Annotated in this window: 24 protein-coding genes; 12 read left to right on the plus strand and 12 right to left on the minus strand. The window is 35.1% G+C overall.

Translation table 11 applies throughout. From position 1 onward, the window contains the following. Positions 1-66 precede the first annotated feature (66 nt). From CLV73_RS03500 to CLV73_RS03525, 6 genes are all read left to right on the plus strand, one after another. Positions 67-564 carry a F0F1 ATP synthase subunit B gene (locus tag CLV73_RS03500; protein WP_100375481.1) on the plus strand — a complete coding sequence of 166 codons (498 nt, stop codon included), beginning with the start codon at positions 67-69 and terminating at the stop codon, positions 562-564. Between the two features lie 2 nt (positions 565-566). Next, on the plus strand, positions 567-1,106 hold the full coding sequence (atpH, locus tag CLV73_RS03505; RefSeq protein ID WP_100375482.1) for an ATP synthase F1 subunit delta: 540 nt from the start codon (positions 567-569) through the stop codon (positions 1,104-1,106). Positions 1,107-1,124: 18 nt separating this feature from the next. Beyond that, on the plus strand, positions 1,125-2,702 hold the full coding sequence (gene atpA / locus CLV73_RS03510) for a F0F1 ATP synthase subunit alpha (RefSeq protein WP_100375483.1): 1,578 nt from the start codon (positions 1,125-1,127) through the stop codon (positions 2,700-2,702). A gap of 80 nt (positions 2,703-2,782) precedes the next feature. Beyond that, complete coding sequence (gene atpG / locus CLV73_RS03515) at positions 2,783-3,643, plus strand: ATP synthase F1 subunit gamma (RefSeq protein ID WP_100375484.1); 861 nt, start codon at positions 2,783-2,785, stop codon at positions 3,641-3,643. Positions 3,644-4,034: 391 nt separating this feature from the next. After that, the gene (locus CLV73_RS03520; protein ID WP_100375485.1) at positions 4,035-5,393 is read left to right on the plus strand and encodes a hemolysin family protein; all 1,359 of its coding nucleotides are present in this window, start codon (positions 4,035-4,037) and stop codon (positions 5,391-5,393) included. 11 nt (positions 5,394-5,404) lie between these two features. Next, entirely contained in the window at positions 5,405-5,710 is a 306-nt protein-coding gene (locus CLV73_RS03525) for an ATP-dependent Clp protease adaptor ClpS (RefSeq protein WP_100375486.1), read from the plus strand. 124 nt (positions 5,711-5,834) lie between these two features. Here the strand turns inward: CLV73_RS03525 and CLV73_RS03530 are convergent, their stop codons facing one another. The 7 genes from CLV73_RS03530 to CLV73_RS03560 all read right to left on the minus strand — a co-directional run bounded on the left by CLV73_RS03530 (position 5,835) and on the right by CLV73_RS03560 (position 13,255). After that, the gene (locus tag CLV73_RS03530; protein WP_100375487.1) at positions 5,835-6,506 is read right to left on the minus strand and encodes a DUF2625 domain-containing protein; all 672 of its coding nucleotides are present in this window, start codon (positions 6,504-6,506) and stop codon (positions 5,835-5,837) included. A gap of 77 nt (positions 6,507-6,583) precedes the next feature. Then, entirely contained in the window at positions 6,584-7,939 is a 1,356-nt protein-coding gene (locus CLV73_RS03535) for a M28 family peptidase (protein ID WP_100375488.1), read from the minus strand. Between the two features lie 2 nt (positions 7,940-7,941). Continuing rightward, positions 7,942-9,339, minus strand: a complete 1,398-nt coding sequence (locus CLV73_RS03540) for a M28 family peptidase (protein ID WP_100375489.1) — start codon at positions 9,337-9,339, stop codon at positions 7,942-7,944. A gap of 54 nt (positions 9,340-9,393) precedes the next feature. After that, positions 9,394-10,638 (minus strand): DUF1015 domain-containing protein, encoded by a 1,245-nt coding sequence (locus CLV73_RS03545; protein WP_100375490.1) that lies wholly within the window; start codon positions 10,636-10,638, stop codon positions 9,394-9,396. A gap of 6 nt (positions 10,639-10,644) precedes the next feature. Further along, complete coding sequence (locus CLV73_RS03550; RefSeq protein ID WP_100375491.1) at positions 10,645-11,604, minus strand: D-2-hydroxyacid dehydrogenase; 960 nt, start codon at positions 11,602-11,604, stop codon at positions 10,645-10,647. A 127-nt stretch (positions 11,605-11,731) separates the two neighbouring features. Next, on the minus strand, positions 11,732-12,796 hold the full coding sequence (gene serC, locus CLV73_RS03555) for a 3-phosphoserine/phosphohydroxythreonine transaminase (RefSeq protein WP_100375492.1): 1,065 nt from the start codon (positions 12,794-12,796) through the stop codon (positions 11,732-11,734). A gap of 108 nt (positions 12,797-12,904) precedes the next feature. Then, a complete protein-coding gene (locus CLV73_RS03560) occupies positions 12,905-13,255 on the minus strand; it encodes a 4Fe-4S binding protein (RefSeq protein ID WP_034682968.1) in 351 nt (116 codons plus the stop codon). A 59-nt stretch (positions 13,256-13,314) separates the two neighbouring features. Here CLV73_RS03560 and CLV73_RS03565 point away from each other — a divergent pair, with 59 nt between their 5' ends. The 3 genes from CLV73_RS03565 to CLV73_RS03575 are packed head-to-tail and all read left to right on the plus strand — an operon-like array spanning position 13,315 to position 15,562. Further along, entirely contained in the window at positions 13,315-14,349 is a 1,035-nt protein-coding gene (locus CLV73_RS03565; RefSeq protein WP_100375493.1) for an acyl-CoA reductase, read from the plus strand. 37 nt (positions 14,350-14,386) lie between these two features. After that, a complete protein-coding gene (locus CLV73_RS03570) occupies positions 14,387-14,833 on the plus strand; it encodes a peptidylprolyl isomerase (RefSeq protein ID WP_100375494.1) in 447 nt (148 codons plus the stop codon). A 39-nt stretch (positions 14,834-14,872) separates the two neighbouring features. Then, on the plus strand, positions 14,873-15,562 hold the full coding sequence (locus CLV73_RS03575; RefSeq protein WP_100375495.1) for a Bax inhibitor-1/YccA family protein: 690 nt from the start codon (positions 14,873-14,875) through the stop codon (positions 15,560-15,562). A 167-nt stretch (positions 15,563-15,729) separates the two neighbouring features. On the opposite strand, the gene CLV73_RS03580 is transcribed toward CLV73_RS03575, so the two are convergent. The 5 genes from CLV73_RS03580 to CLV73_RS03600 form a co-directional block, all read right to left on the minus strand. Continuing rightward, a complete protein-coding gene (locus tag CLV73_RS03580; RefSeq protein ID WP_100375496.1) occupies positions 15,730-15,978 on the minus strand; it encodes a DUF6952 family protein in 249 nt (82 codons plus the stop codon). 2 nt (positions 15,979-15,980) lie between these two features. After that, positions 15,981-16,286, minus strand: coding sequence for a thioredoxin family protein (locus tag CLV73_RS03585; protein WP_100375497.1), 306 nt, complete (start codon positions 16,284-16,286; stop codon positions 15,981-15,983). Between the two features lie 125 nt (positions 16,287-16,411). After that, positions 16,412-17,044 (minus strand): peroxiredoxin, encoded by a 633-nt coding sequence (locus tag CLV73_RS03590; RefSeq protein ID WP_100375498.1) that lies wholly within the window; start codon positions 17,042-17,044, stop codon positions 16,412-16,414. A gap of 148 nt (positions 17,045-17,192) precedes the next feature. Further along, positions 17,193-20,132, minus strand: coding sequence for a M16 family metallopeptidase (locus tag CLV73_RS03595; RefSeq protein ID WP_100375499.1), 2,940 nt, complete (start codon positions 20,130-20,132; stop codon positions 17,193-17,195). 27 nt (positions 20,133-20,159) lie between these two features. After that, positions 20,160-21,353 carry a pyridoxal phosphate-dependent aminotransferase gene (locus tag CLV73_RS03600; protein ID WP_100375500.1) on the minus strand — a complete coding sequence of 398 codons (1,194 nt, stop codon included), beginning with the start codon at positions 21,351-21,353 and terminating at the stop codon, positions 20,160-20,162. Between the two features lie 121 nt (positions 21,354-21,474). Between CLV73_RS03600 and CLV73_RS03605 the strand changes: the two genes are divergently transcribed. The 3 genes from CLV73_RS03605 to CLV73_RS03615 all read left to right on the plus strand — a co-directional run bounded on the left by CLV73_RS03605 (position 21,475) and on the right by CLV73_RS03615 (position 23,490). After that, positions 21,475-22,296 (plus strand): GLPGLI family protein, encoded by an 822-nt coding sequence (locus CLV73_RS03605; RefSeq protein WP_100375501.1) that lies wholly within the window; start codon positions 21,475-21,477, stop codon positions 22,294-22,296. A gap of 115 nt (positions 22,297-22,411) precedes the next feature. After that, positions 22,412-23,047 (plus strand): 16S rRNA (guanine(527)-N(7))-methyltransferase RsmG, encoded by a 636-nt coding sequence (gene rsmG, locus CLV73_RS03610; RefSeq protein ID WP_100375502.1) that lies wholly within the window; start codon positions 22,412-22,414, stop codon positions 23,045-23,047. Between the two features lie 35 nt (positions 23,048-23,082). Next, positions 23,083-23,490 carry a hypothetical protein gene (locus CLV73_RS03615; RefSeq protein ID WP_100375503.1) on the plus strand — a complete coding sequence of 136 codons (408 nt, stop codon included), beginning with the start codon at positions 23,083-23,085 and terminating at the stop codon, positions 23,488-23,490. The last annotated feature ends 1 nt before the right edge of the window (position 23,491 follow it).

The following is a 23,491-nucleotide window of genomic DNA, read 5'->3' on the forward strand; positions in this document are numbered from 1 at the left end:
TTAACGGTTGGTTACAGATAGTGGTTATTTAAGAAAAAAAGTAATAATTATTTATACATTTATATAATGGAATTAATTCATCAGTTTTCGTCAGGATTATTTATTATCCAGTCTGTTATTTTTCTAGCATTATTATTTTTGTTAGGTAAATTCGCTTGGAAACCTATCTTAAAATCTATCAATGATAGAGAAACGTCTATTGTTGACGCTCTTAATCAAGCTAAATTGGCTAGAAAAGAGATGGAAACTTTAAAAGAGGATAACGAAAGAATCATTCGTGAAGCTAAAATCGAAAGAGATGCGATCCTTAAAGAAGCCAGAGATATTAAAGATAGAATTGTAGCAGAAGCTAAAGATGCTGCTAAAGCTGAAGGAGATAAAATGATTGAATCTGCTAAACAAACTATCAATGCTGAGAAAAATGCTGCAATGGCAGATATCAAAACTCAAATTGGTACAATTTCTATCAATATTGCAGAATCTATTCTTAAGCAAAAATTAGACAACAACGAAGCTCAAAATGAGTTGGTTCAGAATTATTTAAACAAATCAAATCTTAACTAAGAATGCTTACATCTAAAGTAGCTAAAAGATACGCACAGGGTTTGCTTGACTTTACAAACGAGACAAACCAGACAGCTGCTGTATTTTCAGAAATGAAAGATGTAGTAAAGGTAATGGCAGAGTCTAAAGATTTGAATAAATTCTTCCTTACTCCTTACATCGATTCTAAAAAGAAAATTGAAGTAGCAATAGAAATTTTTAAGGGATTATCACAGTCTTCTCAAAACCTGATTAAACTGGTTATTAAGCAAGGTCGCGAATCCCAACTAAAAAATATCGCTCAGGAGTTCATCAACAAAGTTGAAGATATCAATGGAGTACAGAGGCTTACTCTTACTACTGCAACTGAAATATCTGATGCTAATATTGAAGAAATCTTAAAATCAAGTAACCTTGTTAATACAAGTGCTAACTTCGATTTAAAAAGAATTATCAATCCTGAAGTTTTAGGAGGATACATTTTAAGAGTAGGAGATCAGCGGATCGACGCCTCTGTTAAAACTAAGCTTAACCAAGTTAAAAAGGGTTTTCAATTAAATTAAGAAAAAAACAACCATACAATGGCAGAAATAAATCCGGCAGAAGTATCTGCGATCTTAAAACAGCAATTGGCCAACTTCGATACTCAATCAAATGTTGAGGAAGTAGGTACAGTTTTAACCATCGGTGATGGTATCGCTCGTGTATACGGGTTAGAAAACGTACAATACGGAGAGTTGGTGAAATTTTCTAGTGATGTAGAAGGTATTGTACTAAACCTTGAAGAAGACAACGTAGGTGTTGCTTTGCTAGGTGAAAGTAAATTAGTAAAAGAAGGAGATACAGTAACAAGAACAAACAGAATTTCTTCTATCAAAGTAGGGGAAGGGATGTTAGGAAGAGTAGTGGATACTCTTGGTAACCCTATCGATGGTAAAGGTCCTATTACTGGGGAATTATACGAAATGCCATTGGAAAGAAAAGCTCCTGGAGTTATCTACAGACAACCTGTAACTGAACCATTACAGTCAGGTATCGTTGCGATCGACTCTATGATCCCTGTAGGAAGAGGACAGAGAGAGCTTATCATTGGTGACAGACAAACAGGTAAAACTACTGTTGCGATCGATACGATCATCAATCAAAAAGAATTCTTTGATGCAGGTCAGCCTGTATATTGTATATATGTAGCTATCGGGCAAAAAGCTTCTACAGTAGCACAAATCGTTAAAACGCTTTCTGATAAAGGAGCTTTAGCATATACGGTAATCGTTGCCGCTAACGCATCAGATCCGGTTCCAATGCAGGTATATTCTGCAATGGCAGGTGCTGCAATCGGTGAGTTCTTCAGAGACACCGGAAGACCAGCGCTTATCGTTTATGATGATTTATCTAAACAAGCAGTTGCTTACCGTGAGCTTTCTCTACTATTGAGAAGACCACCGGGACGTGAGGCTTATCCTGGAGACGTTTTCTATCTTCACTCAAGACTATTGGAAAGAGCTGCGAAAGTTATTGCTGATGATGAAATCGCTAAGCAAATGAATGACTTGCCAGAGTCTCTTAAGCCAATCGTAAAAGGTGGTGGATCATTAACCGCACTTCCAATTATCGAAACTCAGGCGGGTGACGTTTCTGCATATATCCCGACTAACGTAATCTCTATTACAGACGGACAGATCTTCTTGGAGTCTGATCTATTCAACTCAGGGGTTCGTCCTGCGATTAACGTAGGGATCTCTGTATCAAGGGTAGGAGGTAACGCTCAGATCAAATCAATGAAAAAAGTTTCTGGTACACTTAAGTTAGACCAGGCTCAATATAAAGAATTAGAGGCATTTGCTAAGTTCGGATCTGACCTTGATGCGTCTACTTTAGCAGTAATCTCTAAGGGGGAAAGAAACGTAGAGCTTCTTAAGCAGCCGGTAAACTCTCCACTTCCGGTAGACAGCCAGGTTGCTATGATCTATGCAGGTACCGAGAACCTATTGAGAAATGTTCCATTGAACAAAATTAAAGATTTCCAACACGAGTATATCGAATTCCTAAGATCTAAGCATCCTGACACTATGGCTGCTATCAAAGCTGGAAAAATCGATAACGATATTACGGGAGTTCTTAAGCAGGCAGCTAATGATTTAGCTTCTAAATATAACTAATCAAACATTCAATGTTTAAGGTTTAGAATTTCAGAGTTTTAAACCTTAAACTTCAGACCTTAAACTTTGAACCTAAATTAATGGCAAACTTAAAAGAAATACGAGGTAGAATCAGTTCAATTTCATCTACGATGCAAATTACACGTGCTATGAAAATGGTTTCGGCAGCGAAGCTAAAGAAAGCACAGGATGCTATCGTAATGTTGAGACCATATTCTGAAAAGCTTCAGGAGATCATCCAGAATGTAAATTCAAGTTCAGATCCTGATCAGGTTTCTGTTTATGCTCAGAAAAGAGAGGTGAAGAGAGTGCTTTTTATTGCAGTAACTTCAAACAGAGGTTTGGCAGGTGCTTTCAACTCATCTATTGTAAAAGAGCTTAACAACCAGTTCCAGAATAATTCTCAGTACGAAATTGAAGTTCTTACCATTGGTAAAAAAGTTTTTGATGCTGTAAGAAAGAGCAGAACGGTATTTTCTAACGAAAGTGCAGTATATGATAATCTTACATTTGACAGAGTTGCTAACGTTACTGAAGGAGTAATGAAGAGCTTCAGAGACGGTAAGTTTGATGAAGTTTATTTGATTTATAATAAATTTGTAAACGCTGCAACGCAAGAAGTAACTGCAGAACAGCTTCTTCCTATCTCAATGCCTGAAACAGAGAAATCAGCAGTGGAAACTGATTATATCTTTGAACCTAACAAAAATGAGATTTTGGATAATTTGATTCCTAAATCAATTAAAACTCAGGTGTTCAAAGCTGTTTTAGACTCTGTAGCTTCTGAGCACGGAGCGAGAATGACCGCAATGCATAAAGCAACAGATAATGCACAGGCATTGAAAAATGATCTTGTAATTTTCTACAATAAAGCGAGACAGGCTGCTATTACAAACGAAATCCTTGAGATCGTTTCCGGAGCTGAAGCTTTAAAGAGCTAATACAAGAAATAGCATTTATCTATCAAATCTATAATACAAAGCATCGAAAATATTCGGTGCTTTTTTATTTTTTGGAATTCCGTATACAGCATCTTGTATTTTACATTAAGGCCAGTGCTACCAGTAGGTAGTGCAATAATAAGAACAGTAGTAATCCTTAAAAAATATATTAAATAATTTTATTCATTTAATTGTTAAACAGATAATTAAATTGATTTACTTATAAAATTGTTTAAGAGGTAAAGTAATAAAGGTAACAGGATTACATATTTGCATCTTTGTAAATAAAAGAACGATTCTCCTGGCCGGTTGTATGATTTCTGGAAAATAGGACGGATTTAATTATATTATTTTGTATATCTTTGTATAATAAATTTATATTAATTTCTAAATGGATTCGGACATAGTCAGGCTTTTGTTGGCCTTATTACTTGTTTTACTTAATGGCTTTTTCGTAGCCGCAGAATTTTCAATTGTTAAAGTTCGTTATTCACAAATACAGCTAAAAGCCGCGGAAGGTAATTCTATGGCAAAGCAGGCAGAGCATATTATCAAGCATCTTGATGAGTATTTATCTGCAACACAATTAGGAATCACCTTGGCTTCCCTGGCTTTAGGTTGGGTAGGAGAAAGTGCATTGCACCACATTGTGGAAAATATTTTTGACTCTTTTAATATCAATCTTAGTCAGTCATCCATTACTTCGGTTTCATTGATTATTAGCTTTGTATTGATTACCATTATGCATATTGTTTTTGGTGAGCTTATTCCTAAGTCAATTGCCATCAGAAAATCAGAAGCTACTACAATGGCAACGGCAGTTCCTTTGAGAGTTTTTTATACGATTTTCAAACCGTTTATCTGGTTGATGAACTCTATGTCCAATGGTTTCTTAAGACTGATTAAAATTCACCCGGCATCTGAACAGGAAATCCACTCTACAGAAGAGTTGCAGCTTTTGGTAAAACAAAGTGCAGACAGCGGGGAGATAGAGGAGGAAAACTATGAGATCATTAAAAATGCGTTCGATTTTACAGATCATTCCGCAAAACAGATCATGGTTCCGAGACAGAATATTACTTCTATCGACTTTGAAGAAGATATCAATGAGATTATCAATAAAATTATGGATAGCGGATATTCCCGTATTCCGGTTTATGAAGATTCAATAGATAATGTTATTGGTATTTTCTATACTAAAGAAATCATCAGGGAGTTTGTAAAAAGAAAAGGTGAGCTCAATCACGAAGACCTGAAAGAACTGATGCGTGATGCTTTCTTTGTAGTAGGAAGTAAAAAGATTTCGGATCTACTGAAAATTTTCCAGCAGAAAAAGCAGCATTTGGCCATTGTAATTGATGAATTCGGAGGAACTGAAGGAATTATCACCCTTGAAGATATTTTGGAAGAGCTTGTAGGGGAAATTCAGGATGAAGAGGATGATGAAGATAAGATTGTCGATAAAATGGGAGAAGATATTTACTGGGTTCAGGCCACGCAGCCTTTGGATGAAATTAACGAGTTTTTACCTAAGAAACTGCCTCTTTCTGAAGAAAGTGAATACAATACATTAGCAGGGTTCATTCTTCATGCTTTAGAAGATATTCCGGAAGAGAACCAGGAATTTGACCTGGATAATTATCATTTTAAAATTCTGAAAATGAATAATAAGAGTGTGGAGCTTGTAGAATTGGTATATGAACAGCCCAATAATATCAATGAATTGGCAGATAAAATAGGTGAAGTTTAAAATTAATAAATATGTTTTTTCATAACCATATAAAAGATTACGAAAATCCTAAGCGTCAGTATGAAGAAGAAGTGCTCGTACTAGATGATTTGGATGAAGTGTACAAACTCGTTTTGCATAACGATGATGTACATACTTTTGATTATGTTATAGATTCATTGATAGAAATATGTAAACATACGTTGGAGCAGGCCGAACAATGTACAATATTAGTCCATTTCAAGGGCAAATGTACGGTAAAAACCGGCTCAATGGATTTATTAAAGCCGATGCATGAAAAATTACTTTCAAGGGAATTAACAAGCGAAATTGTGTAAAGAATTTAAATCTTTACTATTATAAAATAAAAAGAGTTCAGAAAATCCTGAACTCTTTTTATTTTTATATTTTAAAATTGGAAATCTGTCATTTCGACGAAAGGAGAAATCTAATTTTGTTCTTTTATTTATCAATAGGATTCATTTTAGAAACTTTTAATTTATAGACTTCTTCAATACTTACCTTGCTTTTTTGAACAGAATCGATATCTCTTCCTTCTTTAGTCCATAGATAAGGATAAAATATAAAAGCTTCGTTTGTACTTAAATCTTTAAAATCTTTTTCCCAGTTTTTCCATCGTAAATCTTTGTAAAACCCGTCTACATTTCCATTAAAACAGAAATTAATAAAATCAGAATATGTTAAATCCAGAGGTTCTGTTTCCAAGCTGTCAGGCGCAAAATAATAAACTTTTCCTAAATCGCTTCCCAAGTCGCCGCCATTTAAGAGAAAAAAGCTTCCTATAGCATCATCAGCAATGATTAAGTGGCCTGGCTTCTCACCAAAATTTTCAAAGGTTTTTCCTTTGTTCCAATCAGGTAAATTTCGGTCCAATTTATTATTGCCAGATCCATAAATTCTAATCCAGCCATCATTAATTAGAATTCCTCCAGTATGGAAAACTATTGCTCCCATAGGAGAACGAGTTGATATTTGAATATTAAATAATGCTTCTTTTGATTTCAGAGAATCTTTTTCTAAAATCTGAACTTTATTTCGGGCACTTTTTTTCCATGTTTGGATTAAGGTTATTGCATCTTCATTTTTATTTATTAGATCTTTTAAATCTTTCATTTTTGTTTGGGCGAAAGACAGGCTTAGGAATAAAGTTGATGCTAAAATTAGAAATTTATGTTTCACGTGTAAATCGTTTACCAGTTTTTATCAATCATATAAATAAGCTGTGTCATTACTGTTGCACCAAGAAGTAATTCTCTTCTGTTGACTTTCTCAAAAGTATCTTCTTCTGTATGGTGAATGTCAAAATATCTTTGCGAATCCGGAACAAGTTCTGCAGCAGGAACTCCCATATCCCGAAGTGGATAAATGTCTGTTCCTGAATATTTATTTTCAAAATCATAGGCTCCGTAAGGAAGGAACAAAGGTTTCCAGCTTTGGATCTGTTTTCTTTTCGTTTCATCCATTTCCAGAGCAATTCCTCTCGGAGTAAAGCCACCCGCATCCGATTCTATAGCAAAAAGGTGTCTCTCATTGTTTTCTTTAGCTGTTTTTCCATATTGTATACCTCCTTTTACACCATTTTCTTCATTAGCGAAACAAACCACACGTATTGTATGATTGTTTGGAATTCCCAGTTTTTTGAATGTTCTTACAACTTCAATACTCTGAACAATTCCGGCCCCGTCATCATGAGCGCCTTCACCGACATCCCAGGAATCCAAATGGCCACCGACAACGATAACACTTTTGTCTTTTCTGCCTGCAATTTCTCCAATAACAGAATGGGAGAGCTTTTCCCCTTTCATTCCGCAGTTGGAATTTAATTTTGCCATCACCTTCTGGGATTTTAAAAGATTTTCAAGCTCATCAGCAACGGAGCTCCCAATGGCTACCGCAGGAATTTTTTTATCATCCTGATAACGCATTGCCCCGGTATGAGGAACATCATCAAAAGCAGAAGAAAGTGATCTGATAATGGCAAATTTACCGCCTTTTTTTGCCGTTAATGAAGCGGCTGTTGTTCTGTATTTTGCCGCATCACTGTATCCTTTGAACGTTTCGATATAAGACTGACTGAATGGATAGTTAAAGAAAACTATTTTATCTTTTACCTTTTCTGGGGGTAATTTTTCATACTCATCCATAGATTTTACCATGATGATTTCCCCGGAAACATCTTTACCGCCTGTTCCTTCGGAATTTCCTAAAGAAAGCATTTTTAAGCTTTTCCATTTTCCGGTATCAGTCTTGATCTGCAAAGACTCTTTTCCTCTTTCCCAAACAGGAATCATCACTTCCTGTAGCCAAACCTTATCTGCTCCTGCATCACGAAGTTGTTGAGCGGCCCATTGAACAGATCTTTCATAAGCGGCAGAACCGCTCAAACGATGACCTATATTTTTAGTTAAATCTCGGAGTTCATTATAGGCTTTGCCATTATTTAAAATTTCCGTTGAAATTTTGTTGAATTGTATGGAGTCTTCTTTGCTTTGTGCTAGTAAGCATAAATTCAAAAGTAGAGTAGTTGTTGTCAGAATTTTTTTCATTTTTACCAGTTTTGATCAATCATAAGTACCATTTGGGTCATCACTATCGAACCTAAAAGAAGTTCACGTTTATTTACTTTATCATAAGTATCCTGAACAGAGTGGTGATAGTCGAAATATCTTTGTGTATCTACAACAAGTTCGGCAAGAGGGACATCCAGTTTTTTCAGGGGTGAAATATCCTGAATAGCATCCGTCTGGTCAAAGTCATACACTCCATAGGGAAGGAAATAGTTTTTCCATTCAAAGATTTGCCTTCTTCTTTGCGGAGACATATCCAATGAGAATCCTCTCGGAGAATATCCTCCTGCATCGGTTCCTAAAGCAAAAATATGTTTCTCCTCTTTCTTTTTTACGTAGGAAGCATACATTTCCCTTCCTTGTCCGCCATTTTCACTATTGGCAAACAAAACAACTCTTATGGTATGGTTGTTTTCATAGCCAAGTGCTTTTAATGTTCTTAATACTTCAATACATTGTACAACTCCGGTACCGTCGTCAATCGCACCTTCTCCGAAATCCCAGGAATCCAGCTGGGCACCTAAAAGAATTACTTTAGAATCTTTTTTACCGGGAATTTCAGCGATAACATTCGGATTAAGGGCTTCCCCTTTTGATTCCGCAGACATATTGATCTTTGCCGTTACCTTTTCCTTCTTCAGCAGTTTTTCAAGCTCATCAGCAGATTTTGCACCGATGGACATCGCCGGAATTCTTGCCTTATCATCCGGTTCATAATAGACCATTTTAGCATGGGGAATATCATTATAAGCTGTAGTTAATGATCTTATGATTAATGCTTTTGCTCCTGTTTTTGCAATTACGGAAGCTGAAATGAGCTTTGATTTAGCCGTAATTAAATAAGAATCACTGGTATTTACAATGGTGGGATCTAAAGGAAGGTTAACGAAAACAATTTTATCTTTTAGTTGTCCGATTGATAAAGCATTCAGCTCTCCGGTCGTATTGATTAAGACAATTTCGCCGGTTAGATCTTTTCCGTTTGTCCCTTCAGAATTCCCAAAAGAAAGCATTTTAATATTTTTCCAGTCACCATTTCCTGCTTTTATCTGCAAAGTTTCCCTTCCTCTTATCCAAATGGGAGCTTTTGCATCCTGCTTCCAGATGGTTTCAATTCCGATTTCCTTAAATTGTTTTTCAGCCCAGTCTACTGCTTTTGTATATCCGGGAGTGGCACTGAAGCGGGGACCGATTCCTTTGGTAAGTTCACCAAGATTGTCATAGGCCGTTCCGTTAATCATAATTTCGTCTGAGATTTTTTTGAACTCAGTATGGTAATTATATTTAGGAGTAGGAACCGTTTTTTTGACCTGCTTCTTTTGAGAAAATAAAAATCCACCCAAAAAGAGTGGAAATATGATAAGTAATGATTTCTTCATTTTTATACTGACCTATTTCTTTTCAAAGCATAAAAATAAATAAAAAATTATGAATTAAGGCTTCATGTCATACATTAATAAAGCTGTTACCAGTTTAGGTTCTATAAAGGTGCATTTTGGCGGCATACTCAATTTAAGATCCGAAATCTTGATCATATCATTAAAGCTTACAGGATAGATTCCGAAACCTACCTTACCTTCACCTTTATCAACACTTTCTTTCAGTAGTTTAATCCCTTCAATATTTGAAGTTCCTTTGATGTATAAGATTTTATCTGAGCTGTCAGAATCTTCAATGTTAAGGATATCCTTGATAATATATTTATCCAAAAGATGATGATCCAGATTATCCAAAGACATTTCCTGGGAACGAAGATCATGCTTTACGTGAAGAGAATAAAACTTTCCGTCAAGATACATAGAGATATGGAACTTCTGAGAAGGGTAGTATGGAGTCTCTTCTTTTTCGTGAATTAGGAAATACTTTTCAAGTTTTGACAGGAATTCTTCAGAGCTCAAACCATTCAGATCACTGATAATCCTGTTGTAATCGTGAATTTTTATAGATTGGTTGGAAACAATGAAACTATATACAAAATTATAAGGTTCAGTCCCGTTATGTTTCTTGTTTTTATCTTTCAGGCGTTTTGCATTCAGGGCGGTAGATCCGATCCTGTGATGTCCGTCTGCAATATAAAAAGAGTCGATCTGATCAATAACTTCCTTGAATTGCTGTAATTTCAGACGATTGTCGATTCTCCAGATTTTATGACGGATTCCGATACTGTCTACATGATTGAAAATAGGTACATTTTTCTCTTCATGATTCATCAATAATTCTATTTTTGAATTAGAAGGATAGGTTAACAATACCGGTTCTGCCTGTAAATTTACTTTCTCAAGGTAATGAGCCAGTTTTTCTTTCTTTTGTGGAATGGTACTTTCGTGTCTTTTGATTTTTCCGTTCCAGAAATCCTCAATACTGCTTAAACCTAAAAGGCCTCTAAATACCTGTTTATTAGGGTATATTTGCTCATAAAGATAATAAGCCGAGTTATCCTGTACCAGGACTTTCTCATTCAGAAGCTCTTCGAAAGTAGTTCTTATTTTCCTTAAATTCCTGTCTACATCTTTAGATTTACTTACCACATATGGTTTGATCATATTGATGTAAGTGTTTTCAACCTGTGCTTTTTCAGCAATTTCAGATTGGGTAAAATTATCTAATGGATGAGTAGGAAAAGTGGCTTCATAATCTTTATGAGGTCTTATTCCACGAAATGGTTTAAAAACAGGCATATTTCTTTATAGTTCGTTTTTTATCTTAATAATTTGTTCTGCAAGTTCCAGTCCTATTTTTTCCTGTGCATCTACCGTATTTCCACCTACATGAGGTGAAAGTGATAATGCAGGATTCATCAAAAGTGGTAATTCAGGATTAGGTTCGTTTTCAAAAACATCCAAAGCTGCACCGGCCACTTTTTTAGATTCAATGAAATCAATTAAAGCCACTTCATTCAGGACACCGCCTCTTGCAGTATTTACAATATAAACGCCGTCTTTCATTTTTTCAAACTCTGGCGTATCTATAATATATTCGTTCGTTTTAGGCGTATTGATACTGATGAAATCCGCTTCTTTTAAGAAAACATCCATATCGTTGGTAGAAGTGACTTCAAATTTCACCGACTGTCCGTCGAAAAAATTCAATGTAAGGATCTCCGTTTTAGGTTTTCGGGTTAAAACTTTAATTTTCATCCCTAAAGAGATTCCTATTTTAACCACTTCCTGGCCAATACTCCCAAAACCAATAACTCCTAAAGTTTTTCCTGAAAGTTCATGTGCATTGCTGAAAGACTTTTTCATCGCGTTGAAATGCGTTTCCCCTTCCAACGGCATTAATCTGTTGGATTCGTGAAGAAATCTTGCTAAAGCAAAGAAATGTCCGAAAACCAATTCCGCAACCGATTTTGAAGAAGCAGTCGGCGTATTGATAATGTATTTTCCCTGTTCAATAGCATATTCAACATCAATATTGTCCATTCCAATGCCTCCTCTTCCGATAATTTTCAGATTCGGACATGCATCGATAAGATCCTGCCTCACTTTCGTAGCACTTCTTACCAAAAGAACGTCTACGTTATTCTCGTTGATGAAATTGATTACGTGATCTTGAGCAACCCTGTTGTCCAAAACTTCAATTCCCGCATTTTTTAATGCCTGTTCTCCTGCTTTCGAAATACCGTCGTTAGCTAAAACTTTCATGGTTTCTTATTTGATTTAAAGATTAAAAAATTTAAATATTTAAAAATTCTAAATCGGGGTCGCAAATTAAGAAAATTTAAAATAATGGTAATAATCTTTTAATCGCTGATATTTTTTAATCTTTAAATTATTTAATAGATTTCATTACATCTACTAAAACCTGCACACTTTCAATAGGTAACGCATTATATAAACTTGCTCTGTAACCTCCCAAACTTCTGTGCCCATTCAATCCGCTGATTCCTGCAGCTTTCCAGACATTGTCAAATTCTTCTTTTTTGCTTTCGTCTGTAATTTTGAAAGAAACATTCATTAATGAACGATCTTCTTTTACACAGAACGTTTCAAATAAGGGATTACTGTCAATTTCATCATACAAAAGTTTTGCTTTTGCTTCATTTCTTGCTTCAGCAGCAGCAATTCCTCCGTTATTCTCCAAATGCTGTAAAGTAAGCAGAGAGGCATATACAGGGAAAACCGGTGGAGTATTATACATTGATTCTTTAGCAATATGTTGAGAGTAATCAAGGATTGAGAACATGTTTTCTCTTCCTGTTTTACCTAAAATTTCTTTTTTTACCACTACCAAAGTTACTCCTGCAGGTCCCATATTTTTCTGAGCTCCGGCATAGATCAGATCAAATTTAGAGAAATCCAGTTGTCTTGAGAAAATATCTGAGCTCATGTCGCAAACCATTAAAGTGTCAACTTCCGGGAAAGTCTTCATCTGGGTTCCGTAGATGGTGTTGTTTGAAGTACAGTGGAAATAATCGTATTCTGAACCTACCGTATAATCTTTCGGAATAAAAGAGTAGTTTTCTTCTTTTGAAGAACCTACGATGTCTACTGTTCCAACTTTTTTAGCTTCTTTAATAGCTCCTGCAGCCCAAGTTCCCGTATCCAGATAAGCCGCTTTTCCGCCAACTTTCATCAAATTGTAAGGTACCATGGCAAATTGAAGACTTGCTCCTCCTCCTAAATATAAAACTTCGTAATCATCTCCTAAATTCATCAGTCTTTTTACGATGGCACGTGCTTCGTCCATTACCGCAACAAAATCTTTGCTTCTGTGCGAAATTTCAAGAAGCGATAATCCGATTCCGTTGAAATCTAAAATTGCCTGTGCGGATTTTTCGAAAACCTCTTGAGGTAAGATACATGGTCCTGCGCTAAAGTTGTGCTTTTTGCTCATATTTTTATTTTTTGATTTTGTAAACGTTTCTGCTTACAGTTGTACTTTTAGTTTTACTTGGGATATTTGGTAAAAAAAACCGTCTCATACATCATGAGACGGTGTATGTTATTCACCGTGTAAGAATGCTTTTTTATTAAGCAATGCTTCTTCAGATTCTACATGATCCTCATCCGGAACACAGCAATCTACAGGGCAAACTGCTGCACACTGTGGCTCTTCGTGGAAGCCTTTACATTCTGTACACTTATCGGTTACAATGAAATAAACATCATCACTTACAGGTTCCTGTGGTGCATCCGCATCTACTGTAAGACCTGATGGTAAAGTTACAGTACCTTTCAGTTCAGTACCTTCGGAAGCTTTCCAGTCAACTGCTCCTTCATAAATTGCATTATTTGGACATTCTGGTTCGCAGGCTCCGCAATTAATGCATTCATCAGTTATTTTAATAGCCATCGCTAATTTTTTTTAAATTTGCACAAAATTACAAAATATTCCCCAATTTAAAAGTAATTATGAATATTGAAAATCAAGTTTTAGGACTTATTAGACTTAGCGGATATCTTAAGGAGTTTTTGTTAAAGAAAACGGAAGATTATAATGATAATGATGTGGATTTTGAATTATTATTAAAAAAGTCCGAAATTGAAAACCCATGGTTCACGATTGAAAATCATAAATTTGCTCTGCAGCAATGGGCCGATTTATTGACAGAAGATCATATAAAGAATTGGCTGAAGGAATACACTCCTTCTAAAATCCAAAAAAGAGTGGGGTTGATTTTGGCAGGAAACATTCCTTTGGTTGGACTTCATGATGTGATTTCTGTTGTGCTGAGCAATCATATTCCTGTCATTAAGCTGTCCTCAAAAGACAGATACATGATTCCGTTTCTCCTTAAAAAATGGAATGAGTTTTCGGAAGGGAATGTTCAGTTTGAGTTTGTTGAAAAACTGGAAAATTTTGATGCGGTAATCGCGACAGGAAGCAATAATACGGCAAGATATCTTGAATATTATTTTAAAGACCGGTTGAATATCATCCGAAAAAACAGAACTTCAATCGCGGTATTGAAAGGTGATGAAACAGATGAGGAATTACAATTGCTGGCAAAGGATATTTTTCAGTATTTCGGACTGGGATGCAGAAATGTGACCCGATTATTTATTCCGCAGGATTTTGTAATCGATCGTCTGTTTGAAAACTTTTTAGGGTTTCAGGATATCATTAATCATAATAAATATGCAAACAATTATGATTATAACAGGGCTATTTATCTTTTAAATCAGGAAAAATTCTGGGATAACAATTTTGTGATGCTGAAAGAAGACGATAAGTTATTCAGTCCGCTTTCTGTAATTAATTTCAGCAGGTATTCCTCTTTAGAAGATGTAAAAAAGTTTATTGTAGAAAATGAAGAAAACATTCAGTGTATAGTGGCAAAAGATGAATTAGGACTGGATTCTATCCAATTAGGAGAGGCTCAAAATCCGGGATTAAATACTTATGCTGACAATGTAGATACAATGAAATTCTTAGAAGTTATTTAATTCTTTGTATCTTCATCACTTTAATCAACAAAATTATATGAAAAAAATAGTTCTTGTATTTGCTGTTTTCTGTATTCAGCTTGGGTTTGCACAAAAAGTGACCAGCCTGAAGATTGAAAATACCGAGCAAAAAGAAAAGCTTATAGAATTAAGTAAGAATCAGCTCACGTCTTATAATAATAATTTTTTAAAATTCTTGGCCGGCTTAAAATCATCGGATCGTAAAGTAACGGATGGTCTTTTGTCTGCTAAAGCTAAAGAAATTGTAACAGATAAGGTCTATAAAAAGCTTTCTGAAGACATTCATTTTAATAAAACACTGGAAATATTTAAATCAGGGTATAAACCTATGATTGACGGGAGTTCTTATCCTATGATTCAGTACAAATATTCAGATGATAAATCACAAGTTCCAACAGAATTGGTGACTGTAGTATTTGAAGAAAGTGGAAAGATTCTTGGAGTAAAACCTTTTAAGAAATAGATCAGAATTTTTAAAATTTAAATTAAATAAAAACATACTATGATGACAGATGCATTAGTCGCTCATTCTTCAGAGATAGAGCAAGCGGATTTTTACAAAAAAACTTACCTGCACGTTGCTTTATCCATTCTTGCATTTATTGGGGTGGAAACTGTATTGCTAAAGGTAGTTCCTGTGGAGCTTATCGCCATGATGTTCGGACAAAAGTACACTTGGTTATTGATTATCGGTGTTTTTTGGCTGGCTTCTGTTTTGGCTAATAAATGGTCTTTATCCCAAAGCAGATCAACCCAATATTTAGGGCTAGGATTTTATATTTTGCTTGAGGCTGTGATCTTTCTTCCCATTTTATATATTGCTACAGGGTATTCGGGAGGAGGAACATTAATATTTCAGGCAGCAATGCTTACTATCGCGATGTTTGCAGGATTATCTCTGGTAGCTTTTACTTCAAAAAAGGATTTTTCTTTTTTAAGAAATATCATTATTATCGGTGGTTTCATTTCATTGGGATTAATTGTTGCCGGAGCAATTTTCGGATTCAACCTAGGACTTTGGTTTTCTGTAGGAATGGTAGTTTTAGCTTCTGCAAGTATTTTGTATGAAACAAGTAAGCTGAAAAATGTATATACAACCGGTCAGTATGTAGGAGCTTCTTTACAGCTTTTTGCTTCCATTATGTTGCTGTTCTGGTATATTCTTAGAATTCTGATGAGTAGAAGAAGCTAGTTATGATGAATTAAGTTATTAAACTTAAAAATTCATTTTTATAAACCCAAAAAATCCTGATGTCTTTTCATCGGGATTTTTTATTGAAAATATAGGGAAACTTCGCGCGAAGTCTGTGTTTTTTTTAATAATTGAAATTTTTGAATTCTTCAATCTTTCAATCTGATTTACTTGTCAATAGATCCTAAAACCTTTTGTGCAAATGAGTTTAAAGCGTCCTTTTCACTCATTCCGTTTTGTACGTTGGCATGAACTTCCAAAGCTCCGCAGATATTGGTAATTAATTCTCCTGCAACGTTTAAATCTTCTTCACTTGTTCCTCTGAACTCGCAGAAACTTTCCAAAACTTCTAATGTCTTTTCAAGGTTTTCAGGAGTCTGGTTTTGATAAAATTGTCTGATTATAGGTAACTTCATAATTACAATTCGTTAAATAAGTTAATTAAACTTTCCGCCTGGTTAGACTGAACCTGATTCACCAATTCACCGTTTCTGAAAATGGCAAAAGTAGGTAAGTTGTCAACTTTAGCTAATTTTCGGCTTTCCGGTAATTTTTCAGCGTCTACATACAGGAAAGGGATGTTGTCGTTTTCAGAGGCCAGTTTCTTGAATTTCGGCTTCATGATTCTACAGTTTCCGCACCAAGTAGCACCGTACTGCACAACAACTTTTTCATTATCATTTACAATATTCTGTAACGTATCTTCTGTTAATTCTGTATACATAATTTTATTTGAAAATTTGAGAATTTATTAATTTGAAAATGTCAATAAATAGAGAATGAGATAATTTTTAACTAATCAATGCGATTAATTGTCAAATTATCTCATTTTCAAATTAACACATTGTATTAGTTCTTAGACAAATACTCAGCTGTAGAAGTTCTGTCAGCCTTCATCGCTTCTTTTCCTTCTTCCCAGTTTGCAGGACAAACTTCACCGTGCTTCTGAACATGAGTATAAGCATCGATTAATCTTAAATATTCTTTTACGTTTCTTCCCAGAGGCATATCGTTTACAGACTCGTGGAAAATTTTTCCAGTTTCGTCGATAAGGTAAGTTGCTCTGTAAGTTACGTTAGAACCAGTGAAAACTTCTTCACCTTCTTCATTGTATTCGAAATCCTGGTCTACAATTCCTAAAATGTTTGCCAATTGTCTGTGAGTATCAGCTAAAAGCGGGTAAGTAACCCCTTCAATACCTCCATTGTCTTTTGAAACGTTCAGCCAAGCGAAGTGTACTTCGTTGGTGTCACAAGAAGCACCGATTACCTTTGTGTTTCTTTTTTCGAACTCTCCTAAAGCTTCCTGGAAAGCGTGAAGCTCAGTCGGGCAAACGAAAGTGAAATCTTTCGGATACCAGAACAAAAGAACTTTTTGTTGGTTTTCTGTAGCTTCCTGGAATACATTGATTCTAAGATCATCACCCATTTCAGACATTGCGTCTACTGTTACATTCGGGAATTTTTTTCCTACTAAAGACATAATTTTCTCGTTTTTATATTTAAATTTTCTGATGCAAATATATAAATGTTTCATCTATCATTCAAATTGATTTTGATAAATAAAATCTATAATTGTTTTTGATTGATTATAAAGAAAAAAGCTCTGATTTCAGAGCTTTTCTTCATATTTAGTAACCAAATATTTCAGTTAAACTTAGCTTTTTCAGTTCACCTAACTTCTTCATATCCGCTTCGTTTACTTTGTCCTGAGAGGCCACGATACAATAGGTGTAATTTTTGCCTTTCATTTCCTTGTCATGGAAGCTGTTAATGTCCGTAAAAGAAAGTTTTGGAGCTTGTTCATATACATTTTTTCTGACGTCTGTACTGTTTCCAAGCTTTTGAGCTCTCAGGTAAGAGAAAATAATCCCATCCTGAGTAATTCTTTCGGAAGCAATAGATTTTTTCAATCCGCTTTTTGCTGTTTCAAATAACTGCTCAGATTTTGGAAGCGTTGTTAAAAGTTCATTCATTGCTGTGGTAGATTCGTTGAATTTATCAGCCTGAGTTCCTACATACGCTAAAACCATATTTTTATCTTCTTTCTTACTTGGTGAAGCAAAATAAGAATAGGTAGAATAAGCAAGAGCTTTAGATTCTCTAATGGTTTGGAAAACAATGGATCCCATTCCGCCACCAAAGTAATTATTGAATAAATTAACGGTTGGAGTTTCAGCAGCACTGTACTGATCTGCATTTCTTACCCAGAAAATTTCAGATTGTACCATATCATAATGTGCAAACAAAACTTTGTTCTTATCTGTAGGAACCTGTACAAATGTTTTTGTTTTTGTCAGTTCCTTAAGATCTTTAGGAAGGGTATGGATAGGCTTTAAAGAGGCTACAAGATCATCCCCTGATTTCGGACCGTAGTACAATACCTTATGCTTATAATTAAATAAATCATGAAGAACCTTAATAAGGTCTTCAGCTTTCAAAGCATCCAATTCTGCATCACTTAATACATTATTGAAAGGGTTCTGGGCTCCATATTGTGCATAGCTTCTTAAGCCTGCCATAATGGTTCCTTTATTTTGCTTTGCATTGGCTCTTGCCTTTTTCAGCCTGATCTTGTACGCGTCTAAAGCAGCCTGATCAGCCTGGCAGTTTTTAATAAGATCTTCAAAAAGACTAGCTGTTTTATCGAAATTTTCATTAAGTCCTTCCAGGGTAACATAAGTCTCCTCATTACCGGCGCTTACATTGAAGCTTGACGCCAATTTATAAAACTCTTTGCTTATGGTTTCTGAAGATTTATTTTTTGTTCCTAAATACTGAAGATATTCTGCAGCTAACGGAAGTATTTTATTGTTCCACTTTCCTGAATCAAAATGATAATATAATCTGAATAAAGCGTTATCTGTGTTTTTTACAGATAGTACATCAATATTTCCTAATTTGTTTTTGGTGATATCTTTATCATAATTCAGCCATACCGGAGCAATTGCATTTTCCGGCATTTCATCAATCTTCTTTAAGAAAGGCGACTGGTCTTCTCTGTTTACAGAAACCGGTGTAATAGTGGGTTTGTCAACTTTTACGATACTTTTGTCTTCCCCTTTTCTTTTATAAATAGCAACATAATTGTTTGCCTGCAGGTATTTTGCGGCAAAATCCATAATGTCTTTTTTTGTAAGCTTAGAGATCTCGTCTACATATTCCAAAGATACTTTATGATCAATATCGGAAGTAAACTCATCCATTAAAATACTAGCTCTGGAAGAATACTTTTCATCCTTCTGAATAATATTTTTCTTCTCATTATTGACAATGGACTCAATAAGATCGTCTGAAAATTCTCCTTTTCTTAATTTATCGATCTCCTGAAGCAAAAGATTTCTCACTTCATCTAAAGATTGCCCTTCTGTAGGTCTTCCCTGTAGTAAAAGTACAGAGTAGTCTTTCAATACATACGGGAAAGCATACGCAGCCAATAGTTTTTGCTTTTTTACCAGATCTAAATCAATTAAACCGGCTTGCCCGTTAGTAAGCATATTACCAACTAAATTAAGCAGTCTTGCGTCTTTAGTTGTTGCTCCCGGAAATCTGAAACCAAGCATTACGTTTTCAGGATTAGGACCCACTACTTCTTTTACAATAGGAGAGGTGATCGGTTTTTCCTGTCCGATTTTATATTCAGGAATCGATTTGGGCTTCATATAAGAAAAAGCTTTATCAATTTTAGCAATCACTTCATCCGGATTGAAATCTCCGGACATGATGATTCCCATATTGTTGGGAACATAATAGGTGTTGAAATATTCTCGGATAGCTTTAAGAGAAGGATTTTTAAGATGTTCTATAGTTCCGATGGTGGTCTGCTTTCCATAGTTGTTATTCGGGAAAAGGCTTGCAAACATCATATCATATACCTTGTCTCCGTCATCATCCAGAGATCTGTTTTTTTCTTCATATACAGCTTCTAATTCAGTATGAAAAAGCCTTAAGATAGGCTGTCTGAATCTTTCTGACTGTACCGTAAGAAACTTGTCTACAACATTTGAGGGAATATCTTCTGTATAAACGGTTTGTTCAAAAGAAGTAAAAGCATTCGTTCCGTCAGCTCCCATTCCGGCCATCATTTTGTCATACTCATTGGCAATGGCAAACTTTGCGGCCTCTCCGGAAACCTTGTCTATTTCTTTATAGATTTCTTTTCTCTTATTTTCGTCTTTTGTAGAATTGTACTTTTCGTAAAGCGCATCAATCTGGTCCAGAATTGGCTTTTCTTTTGCCCAGTCTTTCGAACCGAACTTATCGGTCCCTTTGAAAAGCATATGCTCTAAATAATGGGCAAGACCTGTATGATCAGCAGGGTCTGTTTTACTTCCTGCCTTTGTAGCGATATAGGTTTGTATTCTGGGATCTTTGTTGGTGGGGCTCAGAATAACGGTAAGTCCGTTTTTCAATTTATAATATCTGGCTGCAGTAGGATCATTCGTTACATATTTGTAGGTGTATCCGTTTGATGTAGCTTCTTTCCACTGGAAATCCTGTCCGTAAGCATAACCAACGAAACTTGCTGCAGCAATGCTGGTTACAATACTGATTTTTTTGAAAAAGTTCATTTTGTATTTTTTTGATTTTGTTTTTGTTTAACTGAATTGGTCTAATAAGTTTTTAATACGTTTCATGGCTTCTCTCAGTTCTTCTTCTGAAGCTGCATAGGAAAATCGGATACATTCCGGGCTTCCGAAAGAAACTCCGCCTACACATCCTACGTGAGCATTTTCTAAAATGAACATGGCGAAATCGTCAGAATCCTTGATTTCAGTACCGTTTAATGTTTTTCCGATATAATGAGAAATATCCGGGAAGAAATAGAAGGCTGCTTTAGGTAACAAAACTTTAAACCCTGGGATTTCTTTCATTAAATCATACACAAGATCTCTTCTTGTTTTGAAAGCATCAATCATGTATTTATATTCAGAAGGATCTGTTTTTAAAGCAGTAATGGAAGCTCTTTGAGCCACTGTGTTGGCACCGCTCGTCATTTGTCCCTGTACTTTTTCACAGGCTTTAGCCAGCCATTCCGGACATGCAGAATAACCGATTCTCCAGCCTGTCATTGCAAAAGCTTTAGACATTCCGTTGATAACAGCAGTTTGTTCGTATACTTCAGGAAACTGTGCGATAGAAGTAGTGGTGGTTTCGTAGTTGATGTATTCGTAGATTTCATCAGAAATAACCGTAACGTGAGGATATTTGGCAATCACTTTTGCCAAGGATTTCAGTTCATCGTATGTGTAATATCCACCGGAAGGATTACAAGGTGAACTGAATAAAATTGCTTTTGTTTTATCTGTAATGGCTTCTTCAAGCTGTTCAGCTGTAATTTTAAAGTCGGTAACATAAGATGTCGGAAGCATTACGGAATTTCCTCCCATCATTTTTACCATTTCATCATAGCTTACCCAATACGGATTAGGCAGTATAACTTCGTCTCCGTCATTAATAAGTGCTGCCAACACATTGATAATTGACTGTTTTGCACCATTGGAAACACAGATCTGTGTAGGTTTATATTCTAAATTATTGTCTCTTTTAAGTTTGTGGGCAATTGCTTCACGAAGTTCTAAGAATCCTGGAACAGGAGAGTAATGGCTATAGTTTTCGTTGATAGCATCAAATGCAGCTTGCTTTATATTGTCGGGAACATCAAAATCCGGTTCTCCTAATGTTAAACTGATAACGTTGATACCGTTGGCTTTCATTTCTCTGGCCTTGTTAGACATTACGAAAGTCTGTGAGTAACCTAGTCTATTTACTCTATCTGAAAGTTTGTTCATGAATTTTTTTGAATTTTAACAAATATATATAATAAAATTCTCTCGGGAAACAGAAATAAGTCAATATTAAGTTTTTTGAATATTAATCACTAGATTTGGAGATATTATAAAGATATTTGAAATGTATAAAATTTTATTCTTGCTCGTGACTTCTTTGTGTTCGGCCCAGAATTATCGTTTTGTGTATGAATATAAGATGAAACCTGATCGTAAAATAGATTCTCTTGTGACGGATTATATGAATCTGGATTCTGATGGGAAAAGATCTTATTTCTATAATGCTGCGAAATATGAAAGAGATTCCCTATACAATGTCACAAAAAACAGTGCAGATCTCTACAATGGTAAAAAATATGATCAGAACCTGGGATATATTATTGAGAAAAATTATGGTCAAAAAAACATAAAGTTTTATGATAAATATAAAACGGCCAACCTTTTAGTACTAGAGAATGAACCCCAGAAATGGAATATTGAAAAAGAATTTTTAAAAATTAACAATATCAATTGCCAAAAGGCAACAACAAACTACAAAGGAAGAGTTTGGGAAGCTTGGTTCAGCAAAGAATATCCCATCAACGACGGACCGTATAAATTTACAGGACTTCCTGGGCTGATTGTAAGTCTTAAAGACAGTAAAGGTGATCATAGTTTTCATTTAATACAGATTAAAAAAAATAAGACAGTTTTTGCCTTTCTTCCGAAGAATAGTAAAGAAATGAGTTGGAAAGACTACAGAAAAGCCTTAATGATCTATACATCTAATCTTGCCGATGATATAGAGGCTATGAGTGTTGACAAAATTATAGGAGCAATGAATATTCAGTTTAAAGATGGCTATATAGCGAAATTTGATCTTAAAGAATTGAAAAAAAGTAGTAACCAGGACGATGAAATTGCCAAAAGGCTTCGCAGAACTAATAACCCGATTGAAAAAGAGTAAAATAAATAAAAAGGCCGTTTGTTGATGGCCTTTTTCTATGAAATAGGATCGGGTGAAATTTAAATATTTGACCAAAGCTAATAAAAACTTATTTTTGCAGATTATAATAATTGATATGTCTACATCGTTAGTATTAAAATATTTTCCTGATCTTACTGAAACACAGATTGAGCAATTTTCCAAATTGGAAGCGCTCTATAATGAGTGGAACGAAAAAATCAATGTAATTTCAAGAAAAGATATGGAATCATTATATGAAAAACATATTTTACACTCTTTAGGAATTGCCAAGGTGATGGAATTTGCTCCGGGTACAAAAGTATTGGATATAGGAACGGGAGGTGGTTTCCCGGGAATTCCCCTGGCAATATTATTTCCGGAATCAGAATTTACGCTGATTGATTCGATCGGAAAAAAAATAAGTGTTGTCAATGCAGTTGCGGAAGGGGCCGGATTGAAAAACGTGACCGCTATACATGGAAGAGCTGAAAAACTGAAAGAGAAATTCCATTTTGTAGTAAGCAGAGCGGTTACCCAAATGCCTGAGTTTTTAAGATGGCTAAAAGGAAAGTTTGAGAAAGAGCAGTTCAATGCAAAACATAATGGTGTTCTTTATTTAAAAGGTGGCGATCTTGCTGAAGAACTTGCCGGGTTGAGATGTGAGATATTTAATCTTAAAAATTATTTTGAAGAAGAGTTTTTTGACACAAAAAAAGTAGTCTATCTTTCAAAAGGTAATTTTAATTCATAAATTTATAGTTCTAAATCAAAATTAATAAAATTGCTATGAAAAATTTTATAAATATTGGGGTTTCTGTGGTAATGTTAGGATTAATTTTGACGTCATGTAATGATGATAACGACTATCAAACTGTAGAAGCAGTAGAAAAAGTAAAAATTGATAGTGTAAAGATTATCAATGATACAATGGACGTTTTTACAGTTCAGAGCATTAAAACGTATTCGGTTTATCAGTCAAACTGTGAAGGTTTTTATGGGTATGATTATATTCATGATGACAATGTAACAAGATCTGTTACTGCATATAAATATAGAACAGACGGAGCTTGCCAACCTTCTACAAAGACGTTTGCCAGCCAAATTAATTTCAGCCCGCAACAGATAGGAACGTATACTTTTAAATTCTGGAACGGAGGAAATACATGGATCACGAAAACCATTGTAGTGGAGTAGA

The organism is Chryseobacterium geocarposphaerae (assembly GCF_002797535.1).
In the GTDB taxonomy this organism is placed as follows: Bacteria; Bacteroidota; Bacteroidia; order Flavobacteriales; family Weeksellaceae; genus Chryseobacterium; species Chryseobacterium geocarposphaerae.

Excerpts from the sequence above, each read along its gene's own strand:
- atpH (WP_100375482.1), top strand. The coding sequence starts at position 567 with ATGCTTACATCTAAAGTAGCTAAAAGATACGCACAGGGTTTGCTTGAC.
- CLV73_RS03615 (WP_100375503.1), top strand. The coding sequence starts at position 23,083 with ATGAAAAATTTTATAAATATTGGGGTTTCTGTGGTAATGTTAGGATTA.
- CLV73_RS03560 (WP_034682968.1), bottom strand. The coding sequence starts at position 13,255 with ATGGCTATTAAAATAACTGATGAATGCATTAATTGCGGAGCCTGCGAA.
- CLV73_RS03535 (WP_100375488.1), bottom strand. The coding sequence starts at position 7,939 with ATGAAAAAAATTCTGACAACAACTACTCTACTTTTGAATTTATGCTTA.
- serC (WP_100375492.1), bottom strand. The coding sequence starts at position 12,796 with ATGAGCAAAAAGCACAACTTTAGCGCAGGACCATGTATCTTACCTCAA.
- CLV73_RS03540 (WP_100375489.1), bottom strand. The coding sequence starts at position 9,339 with ATGAAGAAATCATTACTTATCATATTTCCACTCTTTTTGGGTGGATTT.
- CLV73_RS03520 (WP_100375485.1), top strand. The coding sequence starts at position 4,035 with ATGGATTCGGACATAGTCAGGCTTTTGTTGGCCTTATTACTTGTTTTA.
- CLV73_RS03605 (WP_100375501.1), top strand. The coding sequence starts at position 21,475 with ATGTATAAAATTTTATTCTTGCTCGTGACTTCTTTGTGTTCGGCCCAG.
- CLV73_RS03525 (WP_100375486.1), top strand. The coding sequence starts at position 5,405 with ATGTTTTTTCATAACCATATAAAAGATTACGAAAATCCTAAGCGTCAG.
- CLV73_RS03590 (WP_100375498.1), bottom strand. The coding sequence starts at position 17,044 with ATGTCTTTAGTAGGAAAAAAATTCCCGAATGTAACAGTAGACGCAATG.
- CLV73_RS03550 (WP_100375491.1), bottom strand. The coding sequence starts at position 11,604 with ATGAAAGTTTTAGCTAACGACGGTATTTCGAAAGCAGGAGAACAGGCA.
- rsmG (WP_100375502.1), top strand. The coding sequence starts at position 22,412 with ATGTCTACATCGTTAGTATTAAAATATTTTCCTGATCTTACTGAAACA.
- CLV73_RS03585 (WP_100375497.1), bottom strand. The coding sequence starts at position 16,286 with ATGTATACAGAATTAACAGAAGATACGTTACAGAATATTGTAAATGAT.
- CLV73_RS03565 (WP_100375493.1), top strand. The coding sequence starts at position 13,315 with ATGAATATTGAAAATCAAGTTTTAGGACTTATTAGACTTAGCGGATAT.
- CLV73_RS03530 (WP_100375487.1), bottom strand. The coding sequence starts at position 6,506 with ATGAAAGATTTAAAAGATCTAATAAATAAAAATGAAGATGCAATAACC.
- CLV73_RS03580 (WP_100375496.1), bottom strand. The coding sequence starts at position 15,978 with ATGAAGTTACCTATAATCAGACAATTTTATCAAAACCAGACTCCTGAA.
- atpG (WP_100375484.1), top strand. The coding sequence starts at position 2,783 with ATGGCAAACTTAAAAGAAATACGAGGTAGAATCAGTTCAATTTCATCT.
- CLV73_RS03595 (WP_100375499.1), bottom strand. The coding sequence starts at position 20,132 with ATGAACTTTTTCAAAAAAATCAGTATTGTAACCAGCATTGCTGCAGCA.
- CLV73_RS03500 (WP_100375481.1), top strand. The coding sequence starts at position 67 with ATGGAATTAATTCATCAGTTTTCGTCAGGATTATTTATTATCCAGTCT.
- CLV73_RS03570 (WP_100375494.1), top strand. The coding sequence starts at position 14,387 with ATGAAAAAAATAGTTCTTGTATTTGCTGTTTTCTGTATTCAGCTTGGG.
- CLV73_RS03575 (WP_100375495.1), top strand. The coding sequence starts at position 14,873 with ATGATGACAGATGCATTAGTCGCTCATTCTTCAGAGATAGAGCAAGCG.
- atpA (WP_100375483.1), top strand. The coding sequence starts at position 1,125 with ATGGCAGAAATAAATCCGGCAGAAGTATCTGCGATCTTAAAACAGCAA.
- CLV73_RS03600 (WP_100375500.1), bottom strand. The coding sequence starts at position 21,353 with ATGAACAAACTTTCAGATAGAGTAAATAGACTAGGTTACTCACAGACT.
- CLV73_RS03545 (WP_100375490.1), bottom strand. The coding sequence starts at position 10,638 with ATGCCTGTTTTTAAACCATTTCGTGGAATAAGACCTCATAAAGATTAT.